Source organism: Pseudomonas sp. K2I15 (assembly GCF_002204795.1).
Classification (GTDB): Bacteria; Pseudomonadota; Gammaproteobacteria; order Pseudomonadales; family Pseudomonadaceae; genus Aquipseudomonas.
Genome location: NZ_NIXO01000007.1, coordinates 33,685 through 53,813 on the forward strand (window position 1 = coordinate 33,685; position 20,129 = coordinate 53,813).

Consider the following 20,129-nt stretch of genomic DNA (forward strand, 5'->3'; position numbering starts at 1 on the left):
GTGGGCAGTTCCTCCCCCCTTTATGCGTGAGGTGCACCATGGCCAAAGTTATTTTGAAGAAAAAAATTGCTACCGGAACTAACGCCCTGACTGACGTTAAATCTTATGCCCGCAAGATCTGGCTGGCCGGTTTGGGGGCTTATGCCAAGGTAGGCAGTGAGGGCGCCGAGTACTTCAAGGAACTCGTAAAGACCGGTCAACATGTTGAAAGTAAAGGAAAAAAAGTTGTGATTGAACAACTTGATGCAGCCAACAGTCAGATTGATCAAGTCAAGAGCGAAGTCTTCGGCGTCAAAGGTCGAGTCGAAGTGCAACTGGATAAAGTTGAAAGAGCTTTTGATAGTCGTGTTGGAAGTGCCTTGAATCGGATCGGCATTCCGTCTAAACATGACGTGGAGACACTCTCTGCTAAGCTCGATGAGCTGACGGCATTGCTCGAACGTGTCGCGCGTAAACACTAAGGAGACAACGGGATGGCTGTTAAAAAGACTACTGATAAAGAAGGCAGCTCGTGGATCGGGGAAGTTGAAAAATACTCCCGCAAGATCTGGCTGGCTGGTTTAGGCGTGTACTCGAAGGTGAGCAGTGACGGCGGCAAATACTTCGAGACTTTGGTTAAAGACGGCGAGAAGGCCGAAAAGTTGACCAAGAGCACAGTGGGTAAACAAGTCGATGCGGCAAAGGCTTCCGCCGGTTCTGCCAAATCGCGTATCAGCGACAAGTGGGGCGAACTGGAAGGGGCTTTTGACAAGCGCCTGAACAGTGCCATTTCGCGACTGGGCGTGCCTAGCCGTACCGAAGTGAAAGCGCTGCACAGCAAGGTCGATACGTTGACCAAGCAAATCGAAAAACTCACCGGCGCTAAAGTTGCGCCAGTTGCGGCTAAAACCGCAGCGGCCAAACCGGCTGCCAAGCCTGCCGCGAAAACTGCAGCGGCCAAACCAGCTGCAAAAACCGCCGCTAAACCTCTGGTCAAGGCTGCCGCCAAGCCTGCGGCCAAGGCGCCTGCCAAAGTTGCCGCAAAACCGGCCGCCAAGCCTGCGGCGAAAACCGCAGCGGCTAAACCGGCCGCCAAGCCTGCCGCCAAACCAGTGGCCGCTAAAGCCGCTGCTAAACCTGCGGCAAAACCCGCAGCCAAGCCGGCAGTAAAAGCAGCAGCCAAACCAGTGGCGAAAACCGCCGCGGCTAAACCGGCTGCCAAGCCAGCCGCTGCGAAACCTGCAGCCAAGCCGGTCGCTGCAAAACCCGCCGCCAAGCCAGCTGCGGCAAAACCTGTAGCGGCCAAGCCTGCTGCAAAACCGGCCGCGGCGAAGAAGCCTGCCGTAGCCAAAAAACCAGCAGCGCCAAAGCCTGCGGTAGCGGCCAAGCCTGCAACCCCGGCACCGGCGACCAATTCGGTGACCCCACCGACTCACGCTGCTGCTACCCCGACTGCAACGCCGGCAACCCCGACGCCTACCAGTCAGTCCTGATTTTTACGGGACACAAAAAAGCCCGGCCTGCGAAGGTCGGGCTTTTTTATTGATGGGGTCTACAGAGCGCCACATTTTAGTCCGAGTCGTCCAGGTAACGCAGCGCCAAACGCTCCGTCGCCAGCCGCGCCGGCATCAGCAAATGCGGCGCCACCAGCATCATGATCTGGTACACCACCACCCGCACCTCACCTTCACGGTCGAGTATCCGTTGGTAATCCAGGGAAAACAGCAGGGTCATGGTGATCTGTTCCACCAACTGCCCCAACGCCTGGGTGTCACTGACCAATTGCTCGTCGGTCTTGAGCCGGGCCAGCAATGAGGCCAACGTGCGCTTGAGCGCCGTCAGCAGGTTGCGAATGCCCTTGGCCAGCTTCGGCAAGCGCCCCGCCAGATTCGACAGGTCCTGGAACAGAAACCGATAGTGCGCCATGCGCTCCACGATCAGGTGCAAAAACAGCCAGTAATCCTCGGCCGCCAGTTGCGCGTCTTCAGGCGGGTCGAGCAACGGCGACAGTTCGGCCTGGAAACGCTCGAACAGCCCAAGCACCAGCGGTTCCTTGCCATGGAAGTGGTAATAGAGATTGCCGGGGCTGATCCCCATTTCATTGGCCACCTCCATGGTCGACACGTTCGGCTCGCCCTTGTGGTTGAACAACTGCAAGGCACATTCAAGGATACGGTCGCGGGTCTTCATCCAGTCTTCTTAAGGTCTTCGTTGGGCTCAGCGGACCCGCACATACGTGCCCGGCGCCGCTTCCATCGGTGGGTAATTCTGGTTGCCCAGGGCGGTCAGGGTTTCGCGCTGCACACCGGAGCGCTGCTGGATCCACGCCAGCCAATTGGGCCACCAGCTGCCTTCGACGTGATTGGCATCGTAGTACCAGGCGCGCGGGTCGCTGCTCAGCTTGAGGTTCTCGACGTAGTTGGCCTTGGGGTTGCCCGGCGGGTTGAGGATGCTCTGGATATGCCCGCTGTTGGACAGAATGAAGCGCTTGTCGCCGCCCAGCAGTTGCGTGGAGCGGTACACCGCATCCCACGGCGTGATGTGGTCGTTGATCCCGCCCACGCTGAAGCTGTCCACTGTGACCTTTTGCAGGTCGATGGGCGTGCCGCAGACCTCCAGGCCACCGGGATGGCTCAGCGGGTTGTGCTTGAAGAAGTCCAGCAAGTCGCCATGCAGCGCGGCCGGCAGGCGGGTGTTGTCGTTGTTCCAGTACAGGATGTCGAACGCCGGCGGCTCCTTGCCCAGGAGGTAGTTGTTGATCCAGTAATTCCAGATCAGATCGTTGGGGCGCATCCAGGCGAACACCTTGGCCATGTCGCGGCCGTCGAGCACGCCTTGTTGGTACGAGCGGCGCTTGGCGGCTTCCAGGGTCTGCTCGTCGGCGAACAGGGTGGCGGGGCTGTCTATCTGGCTGTCCAGCAGGCTCACCAGGTAGCTGGCGCTGGAGATGCGGCGTAACTGGCGCTTGGCCTGTAGATGGCCTTGCAGCGCGGCGATGGTCAGGCCACCGGCGCAGGCGCCCATCAGGTTGACCTCGCGGGCACCGGTGATTGCACGGGTTACGTTCAGCGCTTCTTCCAGGGCTGCGACGTAGGTGGACAGGCCCCATTCGCGATGCCGTACATCCGGGTTGCGCCAGCTGACCATGAACACCTGCAGGCCATTTTTCAGGGCGAACTGGACGAAGCTGTTGTTCGGGCTCAGGTCGAAAATGTAGTACTTGTTGATTTGCGGCGGCACCACCAGCAGCGGCTTGGCGTACTGTTTTTCGCTCATGGGCTTGTACTGGATCAGCTCCAGCAGCTCATTGCGAAACACCACCGAGCCCGGCGTGGTGGCTACGGTTTTGCCAACTTCAAAAGCCTGCTTGGTCACCTGGCGCGGCAAGCCGTTGTTGTGCAGCAGGTCGTCGAACAGGTTGCTGACGCCACGCACCACGCTGTTGCCCCCAGAGTTGAGCAGTTCCTTGATCGCCAGCGGGTTGAGCAAGGTGTTGGACGGCGACACCGCATCGTTGAGCAGGGCAAAGGCAAAATGCGCCCGTGCCCGGTCGTCGGCGCTCAGGTTGCTGTCGTCGATCCAGTGTCGGGTTTGTTTTTGCCAGCTCAAATACGCTTGCAGGCTGCGCCGATAAAACGGGTTGAGTTGCCAGGTCGGGTCGGCGAAGCGGTTGTCGGCCGGGTTCGGCTCGTGCACCGTTTCCCCGAGTAATACGCGGCCCAATTGCCCGCCCAGCTTCAGGGCGTGCCGGGCGGTGTGCACCGGGTTGCGCAAGCCGTGTGCGGCGACGCTGCGCAGGGTCGAGAGCAAATCCCGGCCGCGCAGGCCGGTGATCGCACTTTGTGCATTGATGAACGCGGCGGGTGTGGGCACCGGGTTCGATACGGGTCTTTCTCGCATGCGCCAACACTCCTTCGTCAAGCCATCAACAAGCACGCCAATTCAGAACCATAGTCGGTTCTGGCCAAGTTGCGCGGCACGGTCGTCCTGACCGCCGCCGTCTATAGCGCAGGTTGCGGGTGAATCACTGCCCTCAGGCGTTCCTCCTGGAGAAATTTCATGATGATCGGCGCCACCGCTTCGGCCCGGGTAATCAGGAACAGATGGCCGTCGTCGATGATGTGCAGTTGGGCGTTGGGAATGCGCCAGGCCAGCATGCGCATGTTGACCAGCGGGATCAGTGGGTCGTCATCGCCGGCCAGCACCAGGGTCGGCTGCTTGATCTTGTGCAGCCAGTGGATGCTGGTCCAGCCAAGCCCGGCGAACAGTTGCCAGTAGTAACCCAGCTTGCCCGCCGAACGCACTTTGCTGGCATGCTCGGCGGCCAGTTTCGAATCCCGACGGAAGGAGCCGCCGTAGATCATTGGTGCAATGCGCACCACGTGGGACGGCTGGATATAGCGCCGGGGGCTGGCCATCAGCCACAAGACTTTCGGTTTGCCCGGCACCATGAACGCGCCAGCGGCGGTGGCCGCGAGAATCAGCTTTTTGCAGCGCTCCGGGTAGTCATACGCAAACTGCTGCGCCAGGGCTCCGCCCCAGGAAACCCCTACCGCGTTGACCTGGCCATAGTCGAGGTAATCGAGCATGCGCGCGGTGAGTTTGGCCAGGCCGGGAAAGCGATAAGGCCGGCTGGGCGTCGACGAACCGCCGACCCCCGGCACATCAAAGGCAATCACTTCCAGGTCTGGGTCCAGGGCCTGGACGAACGGAAACACCAGCTCAAGGTTGGCGCCGATGCCGTTGAAAATCAGCAGCGGCGTCAAGTGAGGCTTGCCCGGGCGCACCGCCGTGCGGATGGCTTGGCCATCCAGGTCGATGGTACGGAAGATGAACGGTTGCGGCATGGGCTTACCCTGCGAAATGGCGCGCTATTTCCCTGTCGGAACTCGGTCAATGTGGGAGCGGGCTTGCTCGCGAAGACGGTGAATCAGTCTCCAGATGCATCAACTGACACACCGCATTCGCGAGCAAGCCCGCTCCCACATTTGATCCTGTTCCAGTCACAAAAATGTATGTGCTCTATCGTTCATGTACATAAGTGCCCGGTGCTGCTTCAGCCGCTGCGTACGTTTTATTGCCCAACGCCGTCGCAGCCTTCTTCAACTTGCCCGACCGCTCCGCCTGCCACGCCTGCCAGTGCAGCCACCACGAATCGGTGTGCTTGGTGGCATTCTCCTGCCAATCCAGGGCCTTGCCCGGCATTGTATCGCTGGTCTGATAGCGCGACTTGGGGTTGCCCGGCGGATTCAGGATGCTCTGGATATGCCCGCTGCTGGACAGCACAAACTCGACCTTGCCACCAAACAGCTGCGCCGACTTGTAGCATGACTGCCACGGCGTGATGTGGTCGTTGGTGCCGGCCAGGGAATAGATATCGGCGGTGACCTGCTTCAGGTCGATCGGAGTGCCGCACACTTCCAGGGCATTGGCGCGTATCAGCGGGTTGTTCTTGAACAGCTCGATCAGGTCGCCATGGAATGCAGCCGGCAAGCGGGTGGTGTCGTTGTTCCAGAACAGGATGTCGAACACCGGCGGTTCGTTGCCCAGCAGGTAGTTGTTGACCCAGTAATTCCAGATCAGATCATTGGGGCGCATCCAGGCAAACACTTTGGCCATGTCGCGGCCTTCCAGCACACCGGCCTGGTAGGAATGACGCTTGGCGGCTTCCAGGGTCTGCTCGTCGACGAACAGCGCCACCTGGGTGTCCAGGGTGGTGTCCAGCACACTCACCAGCAGGGTCAGGGCGTTGACCTTCTTCTCGCCCAGCGCCGCGTAGTGGCCCAGCAGGGCGGTGCAGGTGATGCCGCCGGAGCAGGCGCCGAGCATGTTGATGTCTTTGCTGCCGGTGATCGCGCTCACCACATCGACCGCTTCTTTGAGCGCCTCGATATAGGTCGACAGGCCCCACTCGCGCTGGGCCTTGGTCGGGTTACGCCAACTGACGATAAACGTCTGCTGGTTATTGCGCAGGCAGAAGCGCGCCAGGCTCTTGTCCGGGCTCAGGTCGAATACATAGAATTTGTTGATCTGCGGCGGCACCACCAGCAACGGGCGTTCGTACACCTGCTCGGTGATCGGTCGGTACTGGATCAGCTCCAGCACGTCGTTGCGAAACACCACGGCGCCTTCGGTGGTGCCCAGGCTTTTGCCCACTTCAAAGGCGCCCATGTTGACCTGGCTCGGCATGCCGCCGTTATGCACCATGTCCTTGGCCAGATGCGACAGGCCATCCAGCAGGCTTTTGCCGCCGGTCTCGAAGAAGCGTTTGACCGCCGCCGGGTTGGCCGCGCTATTGGTGGGCGCCATGGCTTCGGTCATCAGGTTGATGACGAAGTGGCCGCGGCTGATGTCGTGCTCCGACAGGTTGCTGTCGGCGATCCAGTCGTGCAGTTCCTTGCGCCACGCCAGATAGGTTTGCAGGTAGCGTTTGTAGAGCGGGTTCTGGCTCCACGCCGGGTCGTTGAAGCGACGGTCGTCGCTCTCGGGTGTCAGCTGTGATTTGCCGAACACGACGTTCTTCAACTCGACGCCAAAATGCGCGACGTGCTTGACGCTGTGCAACGGTTGTTTGATGGCCTGGGTCAGCACCATCCGAGCGGATGCCAGTAAATCCTTTTTCCGTAACGCGATGATCGGGTTTAGCCCCAGGGTGTTTTCCGAGGCTTGGCGTTTCAAGTCATCGTTGTTCTTGTTACTCATCTACGACGCTCCATTGTCCGACAGACGAGTACCGGGTACCGCTGTGTACCACTACTTGCCACACAGCACAGCCTGGTACTACTGCTCGGGTGACCGTTAATACCGCATCGTCAAATGCAGAGAACTTGCCAGTTCCATTGGTTACCCGAGTTTAATTTTTTTCGCAAGCGGGCCAATCGTTGGCCACGACAGAGGGGCATTCAAGCAGATGGAATTAGAAAATGCCCACTAATGAGCAAAAGGCCTGACTTAGAGCATCAGCCTGACGACCGACTGGCTCGGATCGCGGGTTTTTCCGGCGGCCTGAAGCTCGGCAAGATAATCCGCCCACAGCGCGTCCTGACGCACGGCAAGTTGATAGAGATAGTCCCAGGTGAACAATCCGCTGTCATGGCCGTCGTCGAAGGTCAATTTCAGTGCGTATTGGCCGGCGGGTTCGATCTTGCTCAAACCGACGTTGAGCTTGCCGAATTGCAGGATCGGTTTGCCGTGGCCCTGGACCTCGGCGGAAGGGGAGTGCACCCGCAGGAATTCGGCGGGCAACTGATAGACCTCGTCCGGGCCGTAGGTCAGGCCCAGGGTCTTGGAGGCTTTGTGCAGGTTGATGGCGGTAGGTAGTTTGGTCATTTGGAGAACCGCTCAAAGATGATCCTGAAGGAGCCGACATTTAAAATGTGGGAGCGGGCTTGCTCGCGAATGCAGTCTGTCAGTCGCCGCAAATATTGACTGATAGACCGCATTCGCGAGCAAGCCCGCTCCCACATTAAAGCAGAGCGGTTCCTGCGTAAGACCTACAGGATATAACGAGACAGATCTTCGTTCTGCGCCAATTCGCCCAGGTGGCTGTTGACGTAGTCGGCGTCGATCTTGATCGCCACTCCATTCTGCGCGCCCGCCATGTCGCCGGCACTGAAGGACACTTCCTCCAGCAGGCGCTCAAGCAGGGTGTGCAGGCGACGGGCACCGATGTTCTCGGTCTTCTCGTTGACCTGCCAGGCGATCTCGGCCAAACGCTTGATACCGTCCGGCAAAAACTCTATCCCTAAGCCTTCGGTTTTCAGCAGTTCGCGGTATTGCTCGGTCAGCGACGCATGTGGCTCGCTGAGGATGCGTTCGAAGTCGCCCGGGGTCAGCGCTTTCAGCTCAACCCGAATCGGCAGGCGGCCTTGCAGCTCCGGCACCAGGTCGCTTGGCTTGCTCAGGTGGAACGCACCGGAAGCGATAAACAGGATGTGGTCGGTCTTGACCATGCCCAGCTTGGTGTTGACGGTGCAGCCTTCGATCAGCGGCAGCAGGTCGCGCTGCACGCCTTCGCGGGACACATCGACACCACCGGAGTTACCGCGCTTGGCGACCTTGTCGATCTCGTCGATAAACACGATGCCGTGTTGCTCGACGGCTTCCAGGGCCTTGGCCTTGAGTTCTTCCTCATTGACCAGGCGCCCAGCCTCTTCGTCACGCACCAGTTTCAATGCGTCCTTGACCTTGAGCTTGCGGCTTTTCTTCTTGCCCTTGCCCATGTTGGCGAACAGGTTCTGCAACTGGCTGGTCATTTCTTCCATGCCAGGCGGCGCGGAGATGTCGACGCCTGCGACTTCGGCGACTTCGATCTCGATTTCCTTGTCGTCCAACTGGCCTTCACGCAGGCGCTTGCGGAACAGCTGACGGGTGTTGGAATCCGAGCTTGGCGCGGCGTCTTCGTTGAAACCCATGCGTGCCGGTGGCAGCAGGGCGTCGAGGATGCGTTCTTCGGCGGCGTCTTCGGCGCGATGGCTGACCTTGGTCATTTCCTGTTCGCGCAGCAGTTTCAGGGCGGCGTCGGCCAGGTCACGAATGATCGACTCGACGTCACGGCCCACGTAGCCGACTTCGGTGAACTTGGTGGCTTCAACCTTGATGAACGGAGCGTTGGCCAGTTTGGCCAGGCGCCGGGCGATTTCGGTTTTACCGACACCGGTCGGGCCGATCATCAGGATGTTCTTGGGGGTTACTTCAACGCGCAATTCTTCGGGCAGTTGCATCCGGCGCCAGCGGTTACGCAGGGCGATGGCAACGGCGCGCTTGGCATCGTCCTGGCCGATGATATGGCGATTGAGTTCATGGACGATTTCGCGGGGAGTCATGGACATAGTAATTGGCGGTCCTCAAGCGGGAATAAGCCTGCGGCTTATTCGGCGAGGTCCTGCTCCTCAATGGTGAAGTTGTGGTTGGTGAAAACACAGATGTCGCCAGCGATACCCAGGGCAGTCTCAACGATTTCCCGGGCCGACAGGTCGGTTTTCTTCAGCAGTGCGCTGGCGGCGGCCTGGGCATAGCCACCGCCGGAACCCATGGCGATCAGGCCTTCTTCGGGTTCAACCACGTCGCCGTTGCCGGTGATGATCAGGGAAGCGTCTTTGTTGGCGACGGCCAGCATGGCTTCCAGGCGGCTGAGGGAGCGGTCGGTGCGCCATTCTTTGGCGAGTTCGACGGCTGCCCGGACCAAGTGGCCCTGGTGCTTCTCAAGTTGGCCTTCAAAGCGCTCGAACAGGGTAAAGGCGTCAGCGGTGGCGCCGGCAAAACCGGCGAGGACCTGGCCGTGGTACAGGCGACGGACTTTTTTCGCGTTGCCTTTCATCACGGTATTGCCAAGTGAAACCTGGCCGTCGCCGCCCATGACGACTTTGCCGTGGCGGCGAACTGAAACGATGGTGGTCAAGGGGAGAGTCTCCACGCTGCGGGGCGAAAATGCCCTGATGGAACTCATATGGGGGTAGTGAGGGGGATTTCAACTGTAGGACGGGAGGGCGGACGAGTGGTGTTTATGTGTCGGACTCGGTCCTGAGAGCGATAAAAATAAAATGTGGGAGCGGGCTTGCTCGCGAATGCGGTGTATCAGTCGCCGGAAATATTGACTGATCTACCGCATTCGCGAGCAAGCCCGCTCCCACATGGGTCCTGTTGTGTTCTCAGGATCAGCGGCTTTGGCGTTGTTGTAACAACAGGTTGCTAAACCCGGCGCCCGCCAGTTGCTTCTGAGCCACGGTCAGCTGTTCACGGTTGCTGAACGGCCCTACCAACACGCGATACCAGGTCGCATCTTTAACCGTCCCGGACTCCACCGTCACCGCCTGCCCCAGCAGAATAATCTGTGCCCGCACACGGTCGGCGTCCGCCTGTTTCGGGAACGAACCCGCCTGCAGGAAAAACTTGGTCACCGGCGCCGCCTTGGTGGTGGCAACCGGCGGCGGTGGCGGCGGGGTAATCCCGGCCAACGCAGCCTGGGCCCGGGCGGTGTCAATTTTCGCGGCTTCCGCCGGAGTCACCGGTGTGGTCGGTACAGGCTGCGGCGTCGGCAGGGTTTTCTCCGGCACGGCATCCGGCGGCACGATCACTTCCGATTCCGGCAGTAGCGTGTAGAAGTCGTACTTGGGCTTCACCGGCGCAGTCGGGCTAGGGACGGTCTTGTTTGCCTCGGCCATTTTCGTGGCCCTCTGTTGCTCTTGCTTGACCCGTTTGACGTCGTCGCCCTTGCCCGGGTCCAGCTTCATCAGGAACACGACAAACGCGCCGACCGTCAGGCCGATGGCCATCCACAACCAGCCCGGGATAGGTTTCTTCGCCGGTGCCTGGTAGCGGCTGGCGCCGCGCTTGGGTGCAGGTTTTTTCTTGGCAGCCAACTTACATACGCTCCAGAGTTTCCAGGCCCAACAGCTCCAGGCCTTGCTTGAGGGTCCGTCCTGCCAGTGCGGCGAGGCGCAGGCGGCTCTGCTTTTGCGCTTCGTCGTCTGCGGTCAGGATCGGGCAGTTCTCGTAGAAGCTGGAGAACAAACCGGCGACTTCGTACAAATAGGTGCAGAGGATGTGCGGCGTGCCTTTTTCGCCAACGCTGTTCAGCACTTCGCCGAATTGCGCCAGTTTGGCGGCCAGCTCCTGCTCGTGTGGTGCCTCAAGGTTGATCTGGCCTTCGACTTCGCTGAAGTCCTTGCCCAGCTTGCGGAACACGCCGGCCACCCGGGTGTAGGCATACAGCAGGTACGGCGCGGTGTTGCCTTCGAAGTTCAGCATCAGCTCGAAGTTGAAGCTGTAGTCGCTGGTGCGGTGCTTGGACAGGTCGGCGTATTTTACCGCGCCAATTCCCACCACGCGGGCGATGTTGCGCAGGTCGGCTTCGGCCAGTTCCGGGTTCTTTTCCTTCACCAGGTTGTAGGCACGCTCCTGAGCTTCGTTCAGCAGGTCGATCAGCTTCACGGTGCCGCCGTCACGGGTCTTGAACGGGCGGCCGTCGGCGCCGTTCATGGTGCCGAAGCCCATGTGTTCCATGTGCATCGGGTGGGTCACGAAACCGGCGCGGCGCGCCACTTCGAACACTTGCTGGAAGTGCAGGGCCTGGCGCTGGTCAACAAAATACAGGGCGCGGTCGGCTTTCAGCACGCCGCTGCGGTAGCGCACGGCGGCCAGGTCGGTGGTGGCGTAGAGGTAGCCGCCATCGGCCTTGACGATGATCACCGGCAGCGGGTCGCCGTCGGCGGTCTTGAATTCTTCGAGGAACACGCACTGCGCGCCGTTGCTCTCAACCAGCAGGCCCTTGGCCTTGAGGTCGTTGACCACGTTGATCAGGTCGTCGTTGTAGGCGCTTTCGCCCATCACGTCGGCCATCGTCAATTTGACGTTGAGCAGTTCGTAGATTTCCTGGCAGTGAGACAAGGAAATCTCGCGGAAGCGGCCCCACAGTTCCAGGCATTCGGCATCGCCGGCTTGCAGCTTGACCACCAGGCCACGGGCGCGGTCGGCGAACTCTTCGGATTCGTCAAAACGCTTCTTGGCGGCGCGGTAGAAGTTCTCCAGGTCCGACAGCTCGTTGCTGGTGATCGGATTTTCCTGCAGGTACGCCATCAGCATGCCGAACTGGGTGCCCCAGTCGCCCACGTGGTTCTGGCGGATCACGTCGTCGCCCAGGAACTCCAGGACCCGCGCCACGCCGTCGCCAATGATGGTGGAGCGCAGGTGGCCCACGTGCATTTCCTTGGCCAGGTTCGGTGCCGACAGGTCGATTGCCACGCGCTGCGCCGGACCAGCCTTGCGCACGCCGATCTTGGCGTCGGCCAGGGCGGCGTCCAGGCGCGAAGCCAGGGCCTGGGTGTTCTGGAAGAAGTTGATAAAGCCAGGGCCGGCGATTTCAGCCTTGGTGACCTGTGGGTCAGCTGGCAGCGCAGCGATGATTTTTTCTGCCAGGTCGCGTGGCTTCAGGCCGGCGGGCTTGGCCAGCATCATCGCGATGTTGCTGGCGAAATCACCGTGGGTCTTGTCGCGGGTATTTTCCACCTGGATCGCCGGCGTCAGGCCTTCAGGCACCACACCTTCATTGACGAGTTGGGTGAGGGCTTGTTGGATCAGCTGGCGAATGGTGTCTTTCATGGTGTTCTCTTTCGACCGCAAGCGGTGGCGCGCGATGCGCAGGTGGAAAAACTGGGCATTATCCGTGGCAAGGGCGGGCTTGCCAACCTTCGCTGGACCTTGACGGACGATTAACCTGTGGCGAGGGAGCTTGCTCCCGCTGGGCTGCGCAACGGGCCTGTTTTTTGGGAGCGCTTCGCACTCCAGCGGGAGCAAGCTCCCTCGCCACAGGGGTTTAGTACAAATCTACCGGGTCTACGTCCAGCGACCATCTTACCTGGCGACCGCTGGGCATTTGCTCCAGGGCAAGTAACCAGGTGCTTAATAAACGGTGCAGCGGGGCGCGGGCACTGGCTTGCAAGAGTAGCTGGGCGCGGTAACGACCGGCACGGCGCTCCATGGGCGCGGGCACCGGGCCGAGCAGTTCGATGCCGGTCAGACCCAGCTCGCCCAGCAAACGTTCAGCCACGCTGCACGCCTCATCCAGGAAACCTTCGGCTTGCCCCGGTTTATGGGCTTCGGCCCGCAGCAGCGCCAAATGCGCAAACGGCGGCAAACCGGCCGAGCGACGTTCGCTCAAGGCCTGTTCTGCGAAGGCAAAGTAGCCTTGTTCTGTCAGTTGAATCAGCAGCGGATGGTCGGCCAGGTGCGTCTGGATGATCACCTTGCCTGGCTCTTCGGCCCTCCCGGCGCGGCCTGCGACCTGCACGATAAGCTGCGCCATGCGCTCGCTGGCGCGAAAATCCCCGGAGAACAGCCCGCCGTCGGCATCCAGGATCGACACCAGGGTCACCCGTGGGAAGTGATGCCCTTTGGCAAGCATCTGCGTGCCCACCAAAATGCACGGCTGGCCCTTCTGGATGGTGGCGAACAGCTGATTCATCGCGTCCTTGCGCGAGGTGCTGTCACGGTCGACCCGCAGTACCGGGTAATCCGGGAACAGAATGCCCAGCCGTTCCTCGGCGCGCTCGGTGCCAGCGCCAACCGGGCGCAAGTCGACTTTGCCGCATTGCGGGCAGTGGCGCGGCACCCGCTCCACATGGCCGCAGTGATGGCAGCGCAACTCGCCGGAGCGTTGGTGCACGGTCATTCGCGCATCGCAGCGCTTGCACTCGGACATCCAGCCGCAGTCATGGCACAGCAAGGTGGGCGCAAAGCCCCGGCGGTTGAGGAACACCAACACTTGCTGGCCGGCGGCGAGGGTTTGCCCGATGGCTTGCTGCATCGGCCCGGAAATGCCGCTGTCCAGCGGGCGACTTTTCACATCCAGGCGCAGGAAGCGTGGCTGCTTGGCGCCGCCGGCACGCTCGTTGAGGCGCAGCAGGCCGTAGCGACCGGTGTAAGCGTTATGCAGGCTTTCGAGAGACGGCGTGGCCGAACCCAGCACAATCGGGATGTTTTCCTGGCGGGCCCGCACCAGCGCCAGGTCGCGGGCGTGGTAGCGCAGGCCTTCCTGCTGTTTATAGGAGCCGTCGTGCTCTTCGTCGATGATGATCAGCCCGGGATTTTTCATCGGGGTGAACAGCGCCGAGCGGGTACCAATAATAATGTCGGCCTCGCCGTCCCGGGCGGCGAGCCAGGACTCCAGGCGCTCGCGGTCGTTGACTGCCGAGTGCACCAAGGCGATGCGCGCGTTGAAGCGCTGCTCGAAACGCGCCAGGGTTTGCGGGCCGAGGTTGATCTCGGGGATCAACACCAAGGCCTGTTTGCCGGCTTCAAGGGTTTCGCGGATCAGTTGCAAATAGACTTCGGTCTTGCCGCTGCCGGTGACGCCGGCCAGCAGGAACGCGTGGAAACTGTCGAAGCCTGCGCGAATTGCCTCGTAGGCGGCGCGTTGTTCGGGGTTGAGCGGCAGCTCCGGCTGGGCCAGCCAGTGCTCGTGGCGCTCGCCGGGCGCGTGCTTGCGAATCTCCACCTGCACCAAGCCCTTGGCCAGCAGCAAATCCAGGCTGTCCTTGCTCAGCATCAGCTTGCTTAATAGCTGATGGGCGACGCCGTGGGGATGCTGGGCCAGTGTCGCCAGGGCTTCACGCTGGCGCGGGGCGCGGGCGATGCGCGGGTCGTCCATGCGCGCCCCTGGCACCATCGACCAGAAACGCTCTTGGCGCGCCTCGGCCAGTTCGCCCTGACGCAACAGCACCGGCAGCGCCCAGCTCAAGGTGTCGCCCAGGCTGTGCTGGTAATACTGCGAGGTCCACAGGCACAGCTTGAACAGCGCAGGCGGCAGCGGCGGCATGGTGTCGAGGATGGCCACGGCGGGCTTGAGCTTCTCGGCGGGTACTTCGCTGTGATCGGCGACTTCCACCAGAATGCCGATCATCTCCCGCCGGCCAAACGGCACCCGCACGCGCATGCCGGGCTGCAACTGCGACCGCAATACGCCAGCAGGTGCCCGATAATCGAACAGGCGGCGCAGGGGCGAGGGCAGGGCGAGGCGCAAAATGGCGTCGGGCACGCGGGGGTTCTCATATGACGGGCGGCGAAGAAGGGCGGGAGCCTAGCAGACCAGCGGTGGAGGTGTCCTGTGTGGGAGCGGGCTTGCTCGCGAAAACGGTGTATCAGTGATAGATAGGGTGGCTGACCCGCCGCCTTCGCGAGCAAGCCCGCTCCCACAAGGTGTTGGGCATGCCGCACTTTTCTGATGAAAGGCCGCTTTTCTGACCAGGCAGCAGCGGGGCAGCGCTTGCGCGTTTAAAAAGGTCTGGTAGAATCCGCGGCCTAATTACGTGCGGTATTCAACAATAGTGTTGATTGGCGGCACGCTAGCCTGAGGAATACACCATGAAAGCCGATATCCACCCAAATTATGTTGCCATCGACGTTACCTGCAGCTGCGGTAACAAGTTCGAAACCCGTTCGACTTTCGGCAAAGCGCTGCCAATCGACGTGTGCAACGAGTGCCACCCGTTCTACACCGGTAAGCAGAAGACTCTGGATATTGGCGGCCGTGTTGATCGCTTCAAGACCCGTTTCGGTGCTTTCGGCGCAGCTAAAACTGCTGCTCCAGCTCCAGAAGCTGAGTAAGGCGATCGGCTTGAAAAGCCTGTCTGGCTTTTCTGTGTTGATAAAAAAGGCGCCCCTTGCGGGCGCCTTTTTTGTGTCTGCGATTTGGCTGGCGCCCGCCCAGGCCGAGGTGTTCTGCCCGGCGCCTGGCAATGTGGGTACCTTCGACGTGCAGCGGGTGGTGGATGGCGACACGGTGCGCCTCAAGGACGGCCGCAGCGTGCGCATGATCGGCGTCAACGCCCCGGAAACCGGCAAGCAGGGACGCACTGACGAGCCCTTCGCCGTGGCCGCCAGGGAGCGCTTGCAAAGCCTGGTGGATGCAAGCGGTGGGCGAGTTGGCGTAGTGCCCGGCCGGGAGAGCAAGGACCGCTACGGGCGCACCCTGGCTCATCTCTACGGCGCCAATGGAGCGAATCTGGAGGCGCAGTTGCTCGCCGAAGGCCTGGGTTTCCAGGTGGCGGTCGCGCCGAATGTGGAACTGGTTGCCTGCCAGCAAGCCGCCGAACGCAGCGCCCGGCTGGCCCGGTTGGGGGTGTGGCGCCAGTCACCGGTAGTCGACGTGGCGAAGATCCAGCGCTCCGGTTTTGCCGTGGTCAGCGGCCAGGTGAGCAAAATCGAGCGCAATCGCGGCGGAATCTGGATTGAGTTGCAGGATTCACTGGTATTACGCATTGCACCCAATCTGGTGGACGCGTTCGACGGTGCGCTGTTGAAGGGTTTGCAGGGCCAGTCCATCGAAGCCCGCGGCTGGGTGCTGGACCGTTCTCGGCGCGCAGGCCTGAAAAATGGCCAGGCGCGCTGGCTGCTGCCATTGACCGATCCCGGCATGCTTCAGCGGGCGCCGTAAGAAAAATTGTAGACATTTTTTAGATCGATTGTGAACAGTTGAGCCCTTGTATCCCGTGGCTCTTGGCCAAAAGTCGTAGGGCAGGGCCCTTGACACCTGTGACTGCCCAGTCTTGTGGGGACTTTGCGACACGCGTATCCTCGGCGGTCCGTCGTCTAACAGTAAAAGCGGAATGCCGATATGTCTGATTTGAAAACTGCCGCTCTCGAATATCACGCCCATCCTCGTCCAGGAAAGCTGAGTGTCGAGCTCACCAAGGCCACCGCTACCGCCCGCGACCTGTCGCTGGCCTACAGCCCTGGTGTAGCCGAGCCTGTACGCGAAATCGCCCGCGATCCTGAGCTGGCGTACAAGTACACCGGCAAAGGCAACCTGGTTGCAGTGATTTCTGATGGCACCGCGATCCTCGGCCTGGGTAACCTCGGCCCATTGGCCTCCAAGCCAGTCATGGAAGGTAAAGGCGTGCTGTTCAAGCGCTTCGCCGGCATTGACGTATTCGACATCGAAGTCGATTCCGAAAGCCCGCAGGCTTTCATCGACACCGTAAAACGCATCTCCATCACCTTCGGTGGCATCAACCTGGAAGACATCAAGGCACCTGAGTGCTTCGAGATCGAAAAGGCCCTGATCGAACAGTGCGACATCCCGGTTTTCCACGATGACCAGCACGGCACCGCGATCGTTACCGCGGCCGGCATGATCAACGCCCTGGAAATCGCTGGCAAAACCCTCGGCGAAGCCAAGATCGTTTGCCTGGGCGCCGGCGCTGCGGCCATCTCCTGCATGAAGTTGATCGTGAGCATGGGCGCCAAGCTGGAAAACATTTACATGGTCGACAGCAAGGGCGTGATTCAGTCCGAGCGTACCGACCTGAACCAGTACAAGGCGATGTTCGCGCATCCGTCCTCCAAGCGTACCCTGGCTGACGCCCTTGACGGTGCAGATGTGTTCGTTGGCCTGTCCGGCCCGAACCTGCTGAGCGCCGAAGGCCTCAAGGCCATGGCGGCCAACCCGATCGTGTTCGCGTGCTCCAACCCGGATCCGGAGATTTCCCCGGAACTGGCCCACGCCACCCGTAACGACGTGATCATGGCCACCGGCCGTTCGGACTACCCGAACCAGGTCAACAACGTACTGGGCTTCCCGTTCATCTTCCGTGGTGCCCTGGACGTTCGCGCCAAGCGCATCAACGAAGAGATGAAAGTAGCTGCCGCCAACGCCCTGCGCGAACTGGCCAAGCTGCCAGTGCCTCAGGATGTATGCGATGCCTACGGTGGCGCAAAACTGGAATTCGGTCGTGAGTACATCATCCCGAAACCAATGGATAAGCGCCTGATCACCCTGATCTCCGATGCCGTGGCTAAAGCCGCAATCGAGACTGGTGTGGCCACCCTGCCGTATCCGAAGAACTACCCGCTGCAAAGCGTGGATGATGTGTTCAACGGCTAAGCCGTTGTAGCGCACCAACAAAAAGCCCCGGCTCTTGCGAGTCGGGGCTTTTTTGTGGCGATTAGCTTGAGCCCTGTGGTGATCCAAATGTGGGAGCGAGCAAGCCCGCTCCCACCCAAGCCCCCACACATTGGATCTGTGCTCAGCCACAGATCGGGTTAGAACAGATCGATCGGTGCCGCCTCATCCGCCGGCAGCGGGCTGCCCGGTGCAACACCATTGCCCAGCTCGTTGACCGACGGCGGCGTGTCCTCGCTCTTGAACAACTCGAAGTATGCATTCGGCGTGCTCGGTGCTGCCGCACGACCGCTGACCGGGTCGATCCGCAGGCTGAGAATGCCTTCCGGTTCTGGCTGGGTATGCAGCGGCATATCCTTCAGCGCAGCACCCATGTAGCTCATCCAGATCGGCAGTGCGACCGTGCCGCCGAACTCCCGGCGACCGAGGCTTTCCGGCTGGTCGTAACCAGTCCATACGGTGGTCACGTAGTCGGCGTTGTAGCCCGAGAACCACGCATCCTTGGAATCGTTGGTGGTACCGGTTTTACCGGCGATGTCTGCGCGGCCCAGGGCCAGTGCGCGACGGCCGGTGCCTTTCTTGATCACGTCTTCCAGGATGCTGTTGAGGATGTAGGTGGTGCGCCCATCCACAATACGTTCGGCTACGGCCGGCGCTTGTGGTGCGGCGGGTGCGCCGGCGGCAGGAGCTTCGCCGGGTGTCGGATTGATGGTGATGCCGCCATTGGTCGGTGCTGCCTGCCCGTCAGTGGCTGCAACACCATTGACCACGTCGCCCGGCACGCGCGGCGGGTTGGCGGTGAACAGGGTTTCGCCGCTACGGCTTTCGATCTTGTCGATCAGGTACGGCGTGATCTTGTAGCCGCCGTTGGCAAAGGTGCTCCAGCCGGTGGCGATTTCCATCGGCGTCAGCGTGGCGGTACCCAGCGCCAGGGACAGGTTGGGCGGGAGGTCCGACTTGTTGAAGCCGAAGCGCGTGATGTAGTCGATGGTCTTGCCTACACCCATCGCTTGCAGCAGGCGGATCGACACCAGGTTACGCGACTTGTACAGCGCCTCGCGGATGCGGATCGGGCCGAGGAAGGTGTTGGTGTCGTTCTTCGGACGCCAGACCTTATCCAGGTATTCGTCGACAAACACGATCGGCGCATCGTTGACCAGGCTGGCGGCGGTATAGCCGTTGTCCAGGGCAGCGCTGTAGATAAACGGCTTGAAGCTCGAGCCCGGCTGGCGCTTGGCCTGGGTGGCACGGTTGTAGTTGCTCTGCTCAAAGGCAAAACCGCCGACCAGGGCGCGAATTGCACCGTTCTGCGGGTCAAGCGACACCAGTGCGCCCTGTGCCACGGGGACCTGGCTGAATTTCAGGCTGTCGTCCTTCTGGCGCTGCACGCGGATCAAGTCACCGACCTGCGCCACGTCTGACGGCTGCTTGGGCATCGCGCCCATGCTGTTGGTATTCAGGAACGGGCGAGCCCATTTCATGCTGTCCCACGACACATGTTCTTCGCCGGTGCGGGTCAGTACCTGCACGCCATCTTTTTTCACCTGGGTGACGATGGCGGGCTCAAGGCCGCTGATCGGGCGCTGTTTGCCCAGTTCGACGGTCCAGGCACTGAGGGTCTTGCCCGGCAGGCGCGATTCAGGGCCACGGTAGCCGTGGCGCTGATCGTAGGCGACCAGACCATCGTGTACCGACTTGTTGGCGATTTCCTGCAAGTTGCTCGGAATCGTCGTAGTCACGCGGAAACCTTCGGTGTACGCCTCGCTGCCAAAACGACCGACCATCTCGGCACGGGCCATTTCGGCGATATACGGAGCATTCACTTCCGGCGTCGGCACGTGATAGCTGGCGTTCAACGGCTCGGCCACCGCACTTTCGTACGCGGCCTGGTCGATCTTGCCCAGCTTGTACATGCGGCCCAGGATCCAGTCGCGGCGCTCTTTACTGCGCGCCGGGTTGGCCAGCGGGTTGAAGCGCGATGGGGCTTTGGGCAGGCCGGCAATCATCGCCATCTGCGCCAGGCTGGCGTCACGAATCGACTTGCCGTAGTAAACCTGGGAAGCCGCTTCGATGCCGTAGGCACGGTTGCCGAGGTAGATCTTGTTGACGTACAGCTCAAGGATCTCGTCCTTGGTCAGCTGACGTTCGATCTGCAACGCCAGGAGAATTTCCGTGGCCTTGCGAGAAAAGCTGCGTTCGCTGGTCAGGAAGAAGTTCTTCGCCACCTGCATGGTGATGGTGCTGCCACCGGACTGAATGTGTCCGCTTTTTACCAACTGCGTGGCCGCCCGCACCAGGCTGCTGGGGTCGACGCCATAGTGATTGGCGAAGTTATCGTCTTCAGCCGACAGCAGGGCGTTGATGAAATTGGGTGGAATGTCGGCGAAACGGATCGGGGTGCGGCGCATTTCGCCGAACTCCGCGATCAGTTTTTCATCGCTGCTGTAGACCCGCAAAGGAATCTGCAACTGGATACTTCTCAGGGCCTCTACGGAGGGCAAACCCGGACTAAGGTAGAGATAGGCCCCGCTGAGCACGAGCATCAGCCCGCAGACGATCGCGACAATGGAGTACCCGAAAAACTTCAGCAGACGAATCAAGGCTTTTGGATTTCCAAGGAAAAGAATGGGTTAGGCGTCGGGGCATGCACGGTAAGCGGTGGCTCGACCCGGCCAGCAGATAAACGCGGGAAAAAACGCTGGGCATTAAAGCATTTTTCGGCTTGGGGCGTCATTCGCGCCGCTCATACAAG

16 protein-coding genes are annotated in these 20,129 nt (G+C 60.9%); 5 read left to right on the forward strand and 11 right to left on the reverse strand.

The features are described 5' to 3' along the window. Positions 1-38: 38 nt before the first annotated feature. Together CEC48_RS06910 and CEC48_RS06915 are read left to right on the forward strand one after the other, a co-directional pair. On the forward strand, positions 39-461 hold the full coding sequence (locus CEC48_RS06910; RefSeq protein ID WP_017478218.1) for a phasin family protein: 423 nt from the start codon (positions 39-41) through the stop codon (positions 459-461). Positions 462-473: 12 nt separating this feature from the next. Beyond that, positions 474-1,472 carry a phasin family protein gene (locus CEC48_RS06915; protein WP_088423052.1) on the forward strand — a complete coding sequence of 333 codons (999 nt, stop codon included), beginning with the start codon at positions 474-476 and terminating at the stop codon, positions 1,470-1,472. Positions 1,473-1,548: 76 nt separating this feature from the next. Here the strand turns inward: CEC48_RS06915 and CEC48_RS06920 are convergent, their stop codons facing one another. From CEC48_RS06920 to CEC48_RS06965, 10 genes are all read right to left on the reverse strand, one after another. Next, positions 1,549-2,169 (reverse strand): TetR/AcrR family transcriptional regulator, encoded by a 621-nt coding sequence (locus CEC48_RS06920; protein ID WP_088423053.1) that lies wholly within the window; start codon positions 2,167-2,169, stop codon positions 1,549-1,551. Positions 2,170-2,196: 27 nt separating this feature from the next. Next, on the reverse strand, positions 2,197-3,879 hold the full coding sequence (phaC, locus tag CEC48_RS06925) for a class II poly(R)-hydroxyalkanoic acid synthase (RefSeq protein WP_088423054.1): 1,683 nt from the start codon (positions 3,877-3,879) through the stop codon (positions 2,197-2,199). Positions 3,880-3,980: 101 nt separating this feature from the next. Continuing rightward, a complete protein-coding gene (gene phaZ / locus CEC48_RS06930; RefSeq protein WP_010169185.1) occupies positions 3,981-4,826 on the reverse strand; it encodes a poly(3-hydroxyalkanoate) depolymerase in 846 nt (281 codons plus the stop codon). A gap of 175 nt (positions 4,827-5,001) precedes the next feature. After that, positions 5,002-6,681: a class II poly(R)-hydroxyalkanoic acid synthase gene (phaC, locus tag CEC48_RS06935; RefSeq protein WP_088423055.1), complete on the reverse strand. Its 1,680-nt coding sequence runs from the start codon at positions 6,679-6,681 to the stop codon at positions 5,002-5,004. A 249-nt stretch (positions 6,682-6,930) separates the two neighbouring features. Continuing rightward, the gene (locus tag CEC48_RS06940; protein WP_088423056.1) at positions 6,931-7,308 is read right to left on the reverse strand and encodes a gamma-butyrobetaine hydroxylase-like domain-containing protein; all 378 of its coding nucleotides are present in this window, start codon (positions 7,306-7,308) and stop codon (positions 6,931-6,933) included. Positions 7,309-7,472: 164 nt separating this feature from the next. Beyond that, positions 7,473-8,810, reverse strand: a complete 1,338-nt coding sequence (hslU, locus tag CEC48_RS06945; RefSeq protein ID WP_088423057.1) for an ATP-dependent protease ATPase subunit HslU — start codon at positions 8,808-8,810, stop codon at positions 7,473-7,475. 38 nt (positions 8,811-8,848) lie between these two features. Further along, on the reverse strand, positions 8,849-9,379 hold the full coding sequence (hslV, locus tag CEC48_RS06950) for an ATP-dependent protease subunit HslV (protein WP_088423058.1): 531 nt from the start codon (positions 9,377-9,379) through the stop codon (positions 8,849-8,851). 256 nt (positions 9,380-9,635) lie between these two features. Next, positions 9,636-10,340, reverse strand: coding sequence for an SPOR domain-containing protein (locus CEC48_RS06955; RefSeq protein WP_017478234.1), 705 nt, complete (start codon positions 10,338-10,340; stop codon positions 9,636-9,638). A gap of 1 nt (position 10,341) precedes the next feature. Continuing rightward, complete coding sequence (gene argS / locus CEC48_RS06960; RefSeq protein WP_088423059.1) at positions 10,342-12,078, reverse strand: arginine--tRNA ligase; 1,737 nt, start codon at positions 12,076-12,078, stop codon at positions 10,342-10,344. 214 nt (positions 12,079-12,292) lie between these two features. Continuing rightward, positions 12,293-14,512, reverse strand: coding sequence for a primosomal protein N' (locus CEC48_RS06965; protein ID WP_088423060.1), 2,220 nt, complete (start codon positions 14,510-14,512; stop codon positions 12,293-12,295). Positions 14,513-14,838: 326 nt separating this feature from the next. Between CEC48_RS06965 and rpmE the strand changes: the two genes are divergently transcribed. The 3 genes from rpmE (at position 14,839) to CEC48_RS06980 (ending at position 17,359) form a co-directional block, all read left to right on the forward strand. Beyond that, on the forward strand, positions 14,839-15,081 hold the full coding sequence (gene rpmE, locus CEC48_RS06970; RefSeq protein ID WP_076018081.1) for a 50S ribosomal protein L31: 243 nt from the start codon (positions 14,839-14,841) through the stop codon (positions 15,079-15,081). A 10-nt stretch (positions 15,082-15,091) separates the two neighbouring features. Beyond that, on the forward strand, positions 15,092-15,910 hold the full coding sequence (locus CEC48_RS06975; protein WP_088423061.1) for a thermonuclease family protein: 819 nt from the start codon (positions 15,092-15,094) through the stop codon (positions 15,908-15,910). Positions 15,911-16,090: 180 nt separating this feature from the next. Then, positions 16,091-17,359 carry a malic enzyme-like NAD(P)-binding protein gene (locus tag CEC48_RS06980; RefSeq protein ID WP_088423062.1) on the forward strand — a complete coding sequence of 423 codons (1,269 nt, stop codon included), beginning with the start codon at positions 16,091-16,093 and terminating at the stop codon, positions 17,357-17,359. Positions 17,360-17,517: 158 nt separating this feature from the next. Here the strand turns inward: CEC48_RS06980 and CEC48_RS06985 are convergent, their stop codons facing one another. After that, positions 17,518-19,974, reverse strand: coding sequence for a penicillin-binding protein 1A (locus CEC48_RS06985; RefSeq protein WP_371917747.1), 2,457 nt, complete (start codon positions 19,972-19,974; stop codon positions 17,518-17,520). Positions 19,975-20,129: the final 155 nt, after the last annotated feature.

Bases quoted from the DNA above. Each gene is read 5' to 3' on its own strand.
- argS (WP_088423059.1), bottom strand. From the start codon at position 12,078: ATGAAAGACACCATTCGCCAGCTGATCCAACAAGCCCTCACCCAACTC.
- CEC48_RS06920 (WP_088423053.1), bottom strand. From the start codon at position 2,169: ATGAAGACCCGCGACCGTATCCTTGAATGTGCCTTGCAGTTGTTCAAC.
- rpmE (WP_076018081.1), top strand. From the start codon at position 14,839: ATGAAAGCCGATATCCACCCAAATTATGTTGCCATCGACGTTACCTGC.
- phaC (WP_088423054.1), bottom strand. From the start codon at position 3,879: ATGCGAGAAAGACCCGTATCGAACCCGGTGCCCACACCCGCCGCGTTC.
- CEC48_RS06980 (WP_088423062.1), top strand. From the start codon at position 16,091: ATGTCTGATTTGAAAACTGCCGCTCTCGAATATCACGCCCATCCTCGT.
- phaC (WP_088423055.1), bottom strand. From the start codon at position 6,681: ATGAGTAACAAGAACAACGATGACTTGAAACGCCAAGCCTCGGAAAAC.
- CEC48_RS06910 (WP_017478218.1), top strand. From the start codon at position 39: ATGGCCAAAGTTATTTTGAAGAAAAAAATTGCTACCGGAACTAACGCC.
- CEC48_RS06915 (WP_088423052.1), top strand. From the start codon at position 474: ATGGCTGTTAAAAAGACTACTGATAAAGAAGGCAGCTCGTGGATCGGG.
- phaZ (WP_010169185.1), bottom strand. From the start codon at position 4,826: ATGCCGCAACCGTTCATCTTCCGTACCATCGACCTGGATGGCCAAGCC.
- hslU (WP_088423057.1), bottom strand. From the start codon at position 8,810: ATGTCCATGACTCCCCGCGAAATCGTCCATGAACTCAATCGCCATATC.
- CEC48_RS06940 (WP_088423056.1), bottom strand. From the start codon at position 7,308: ATGACCAAACTACCTACCGCCATCAACCTGCACAAAGCCTCCAAGACC.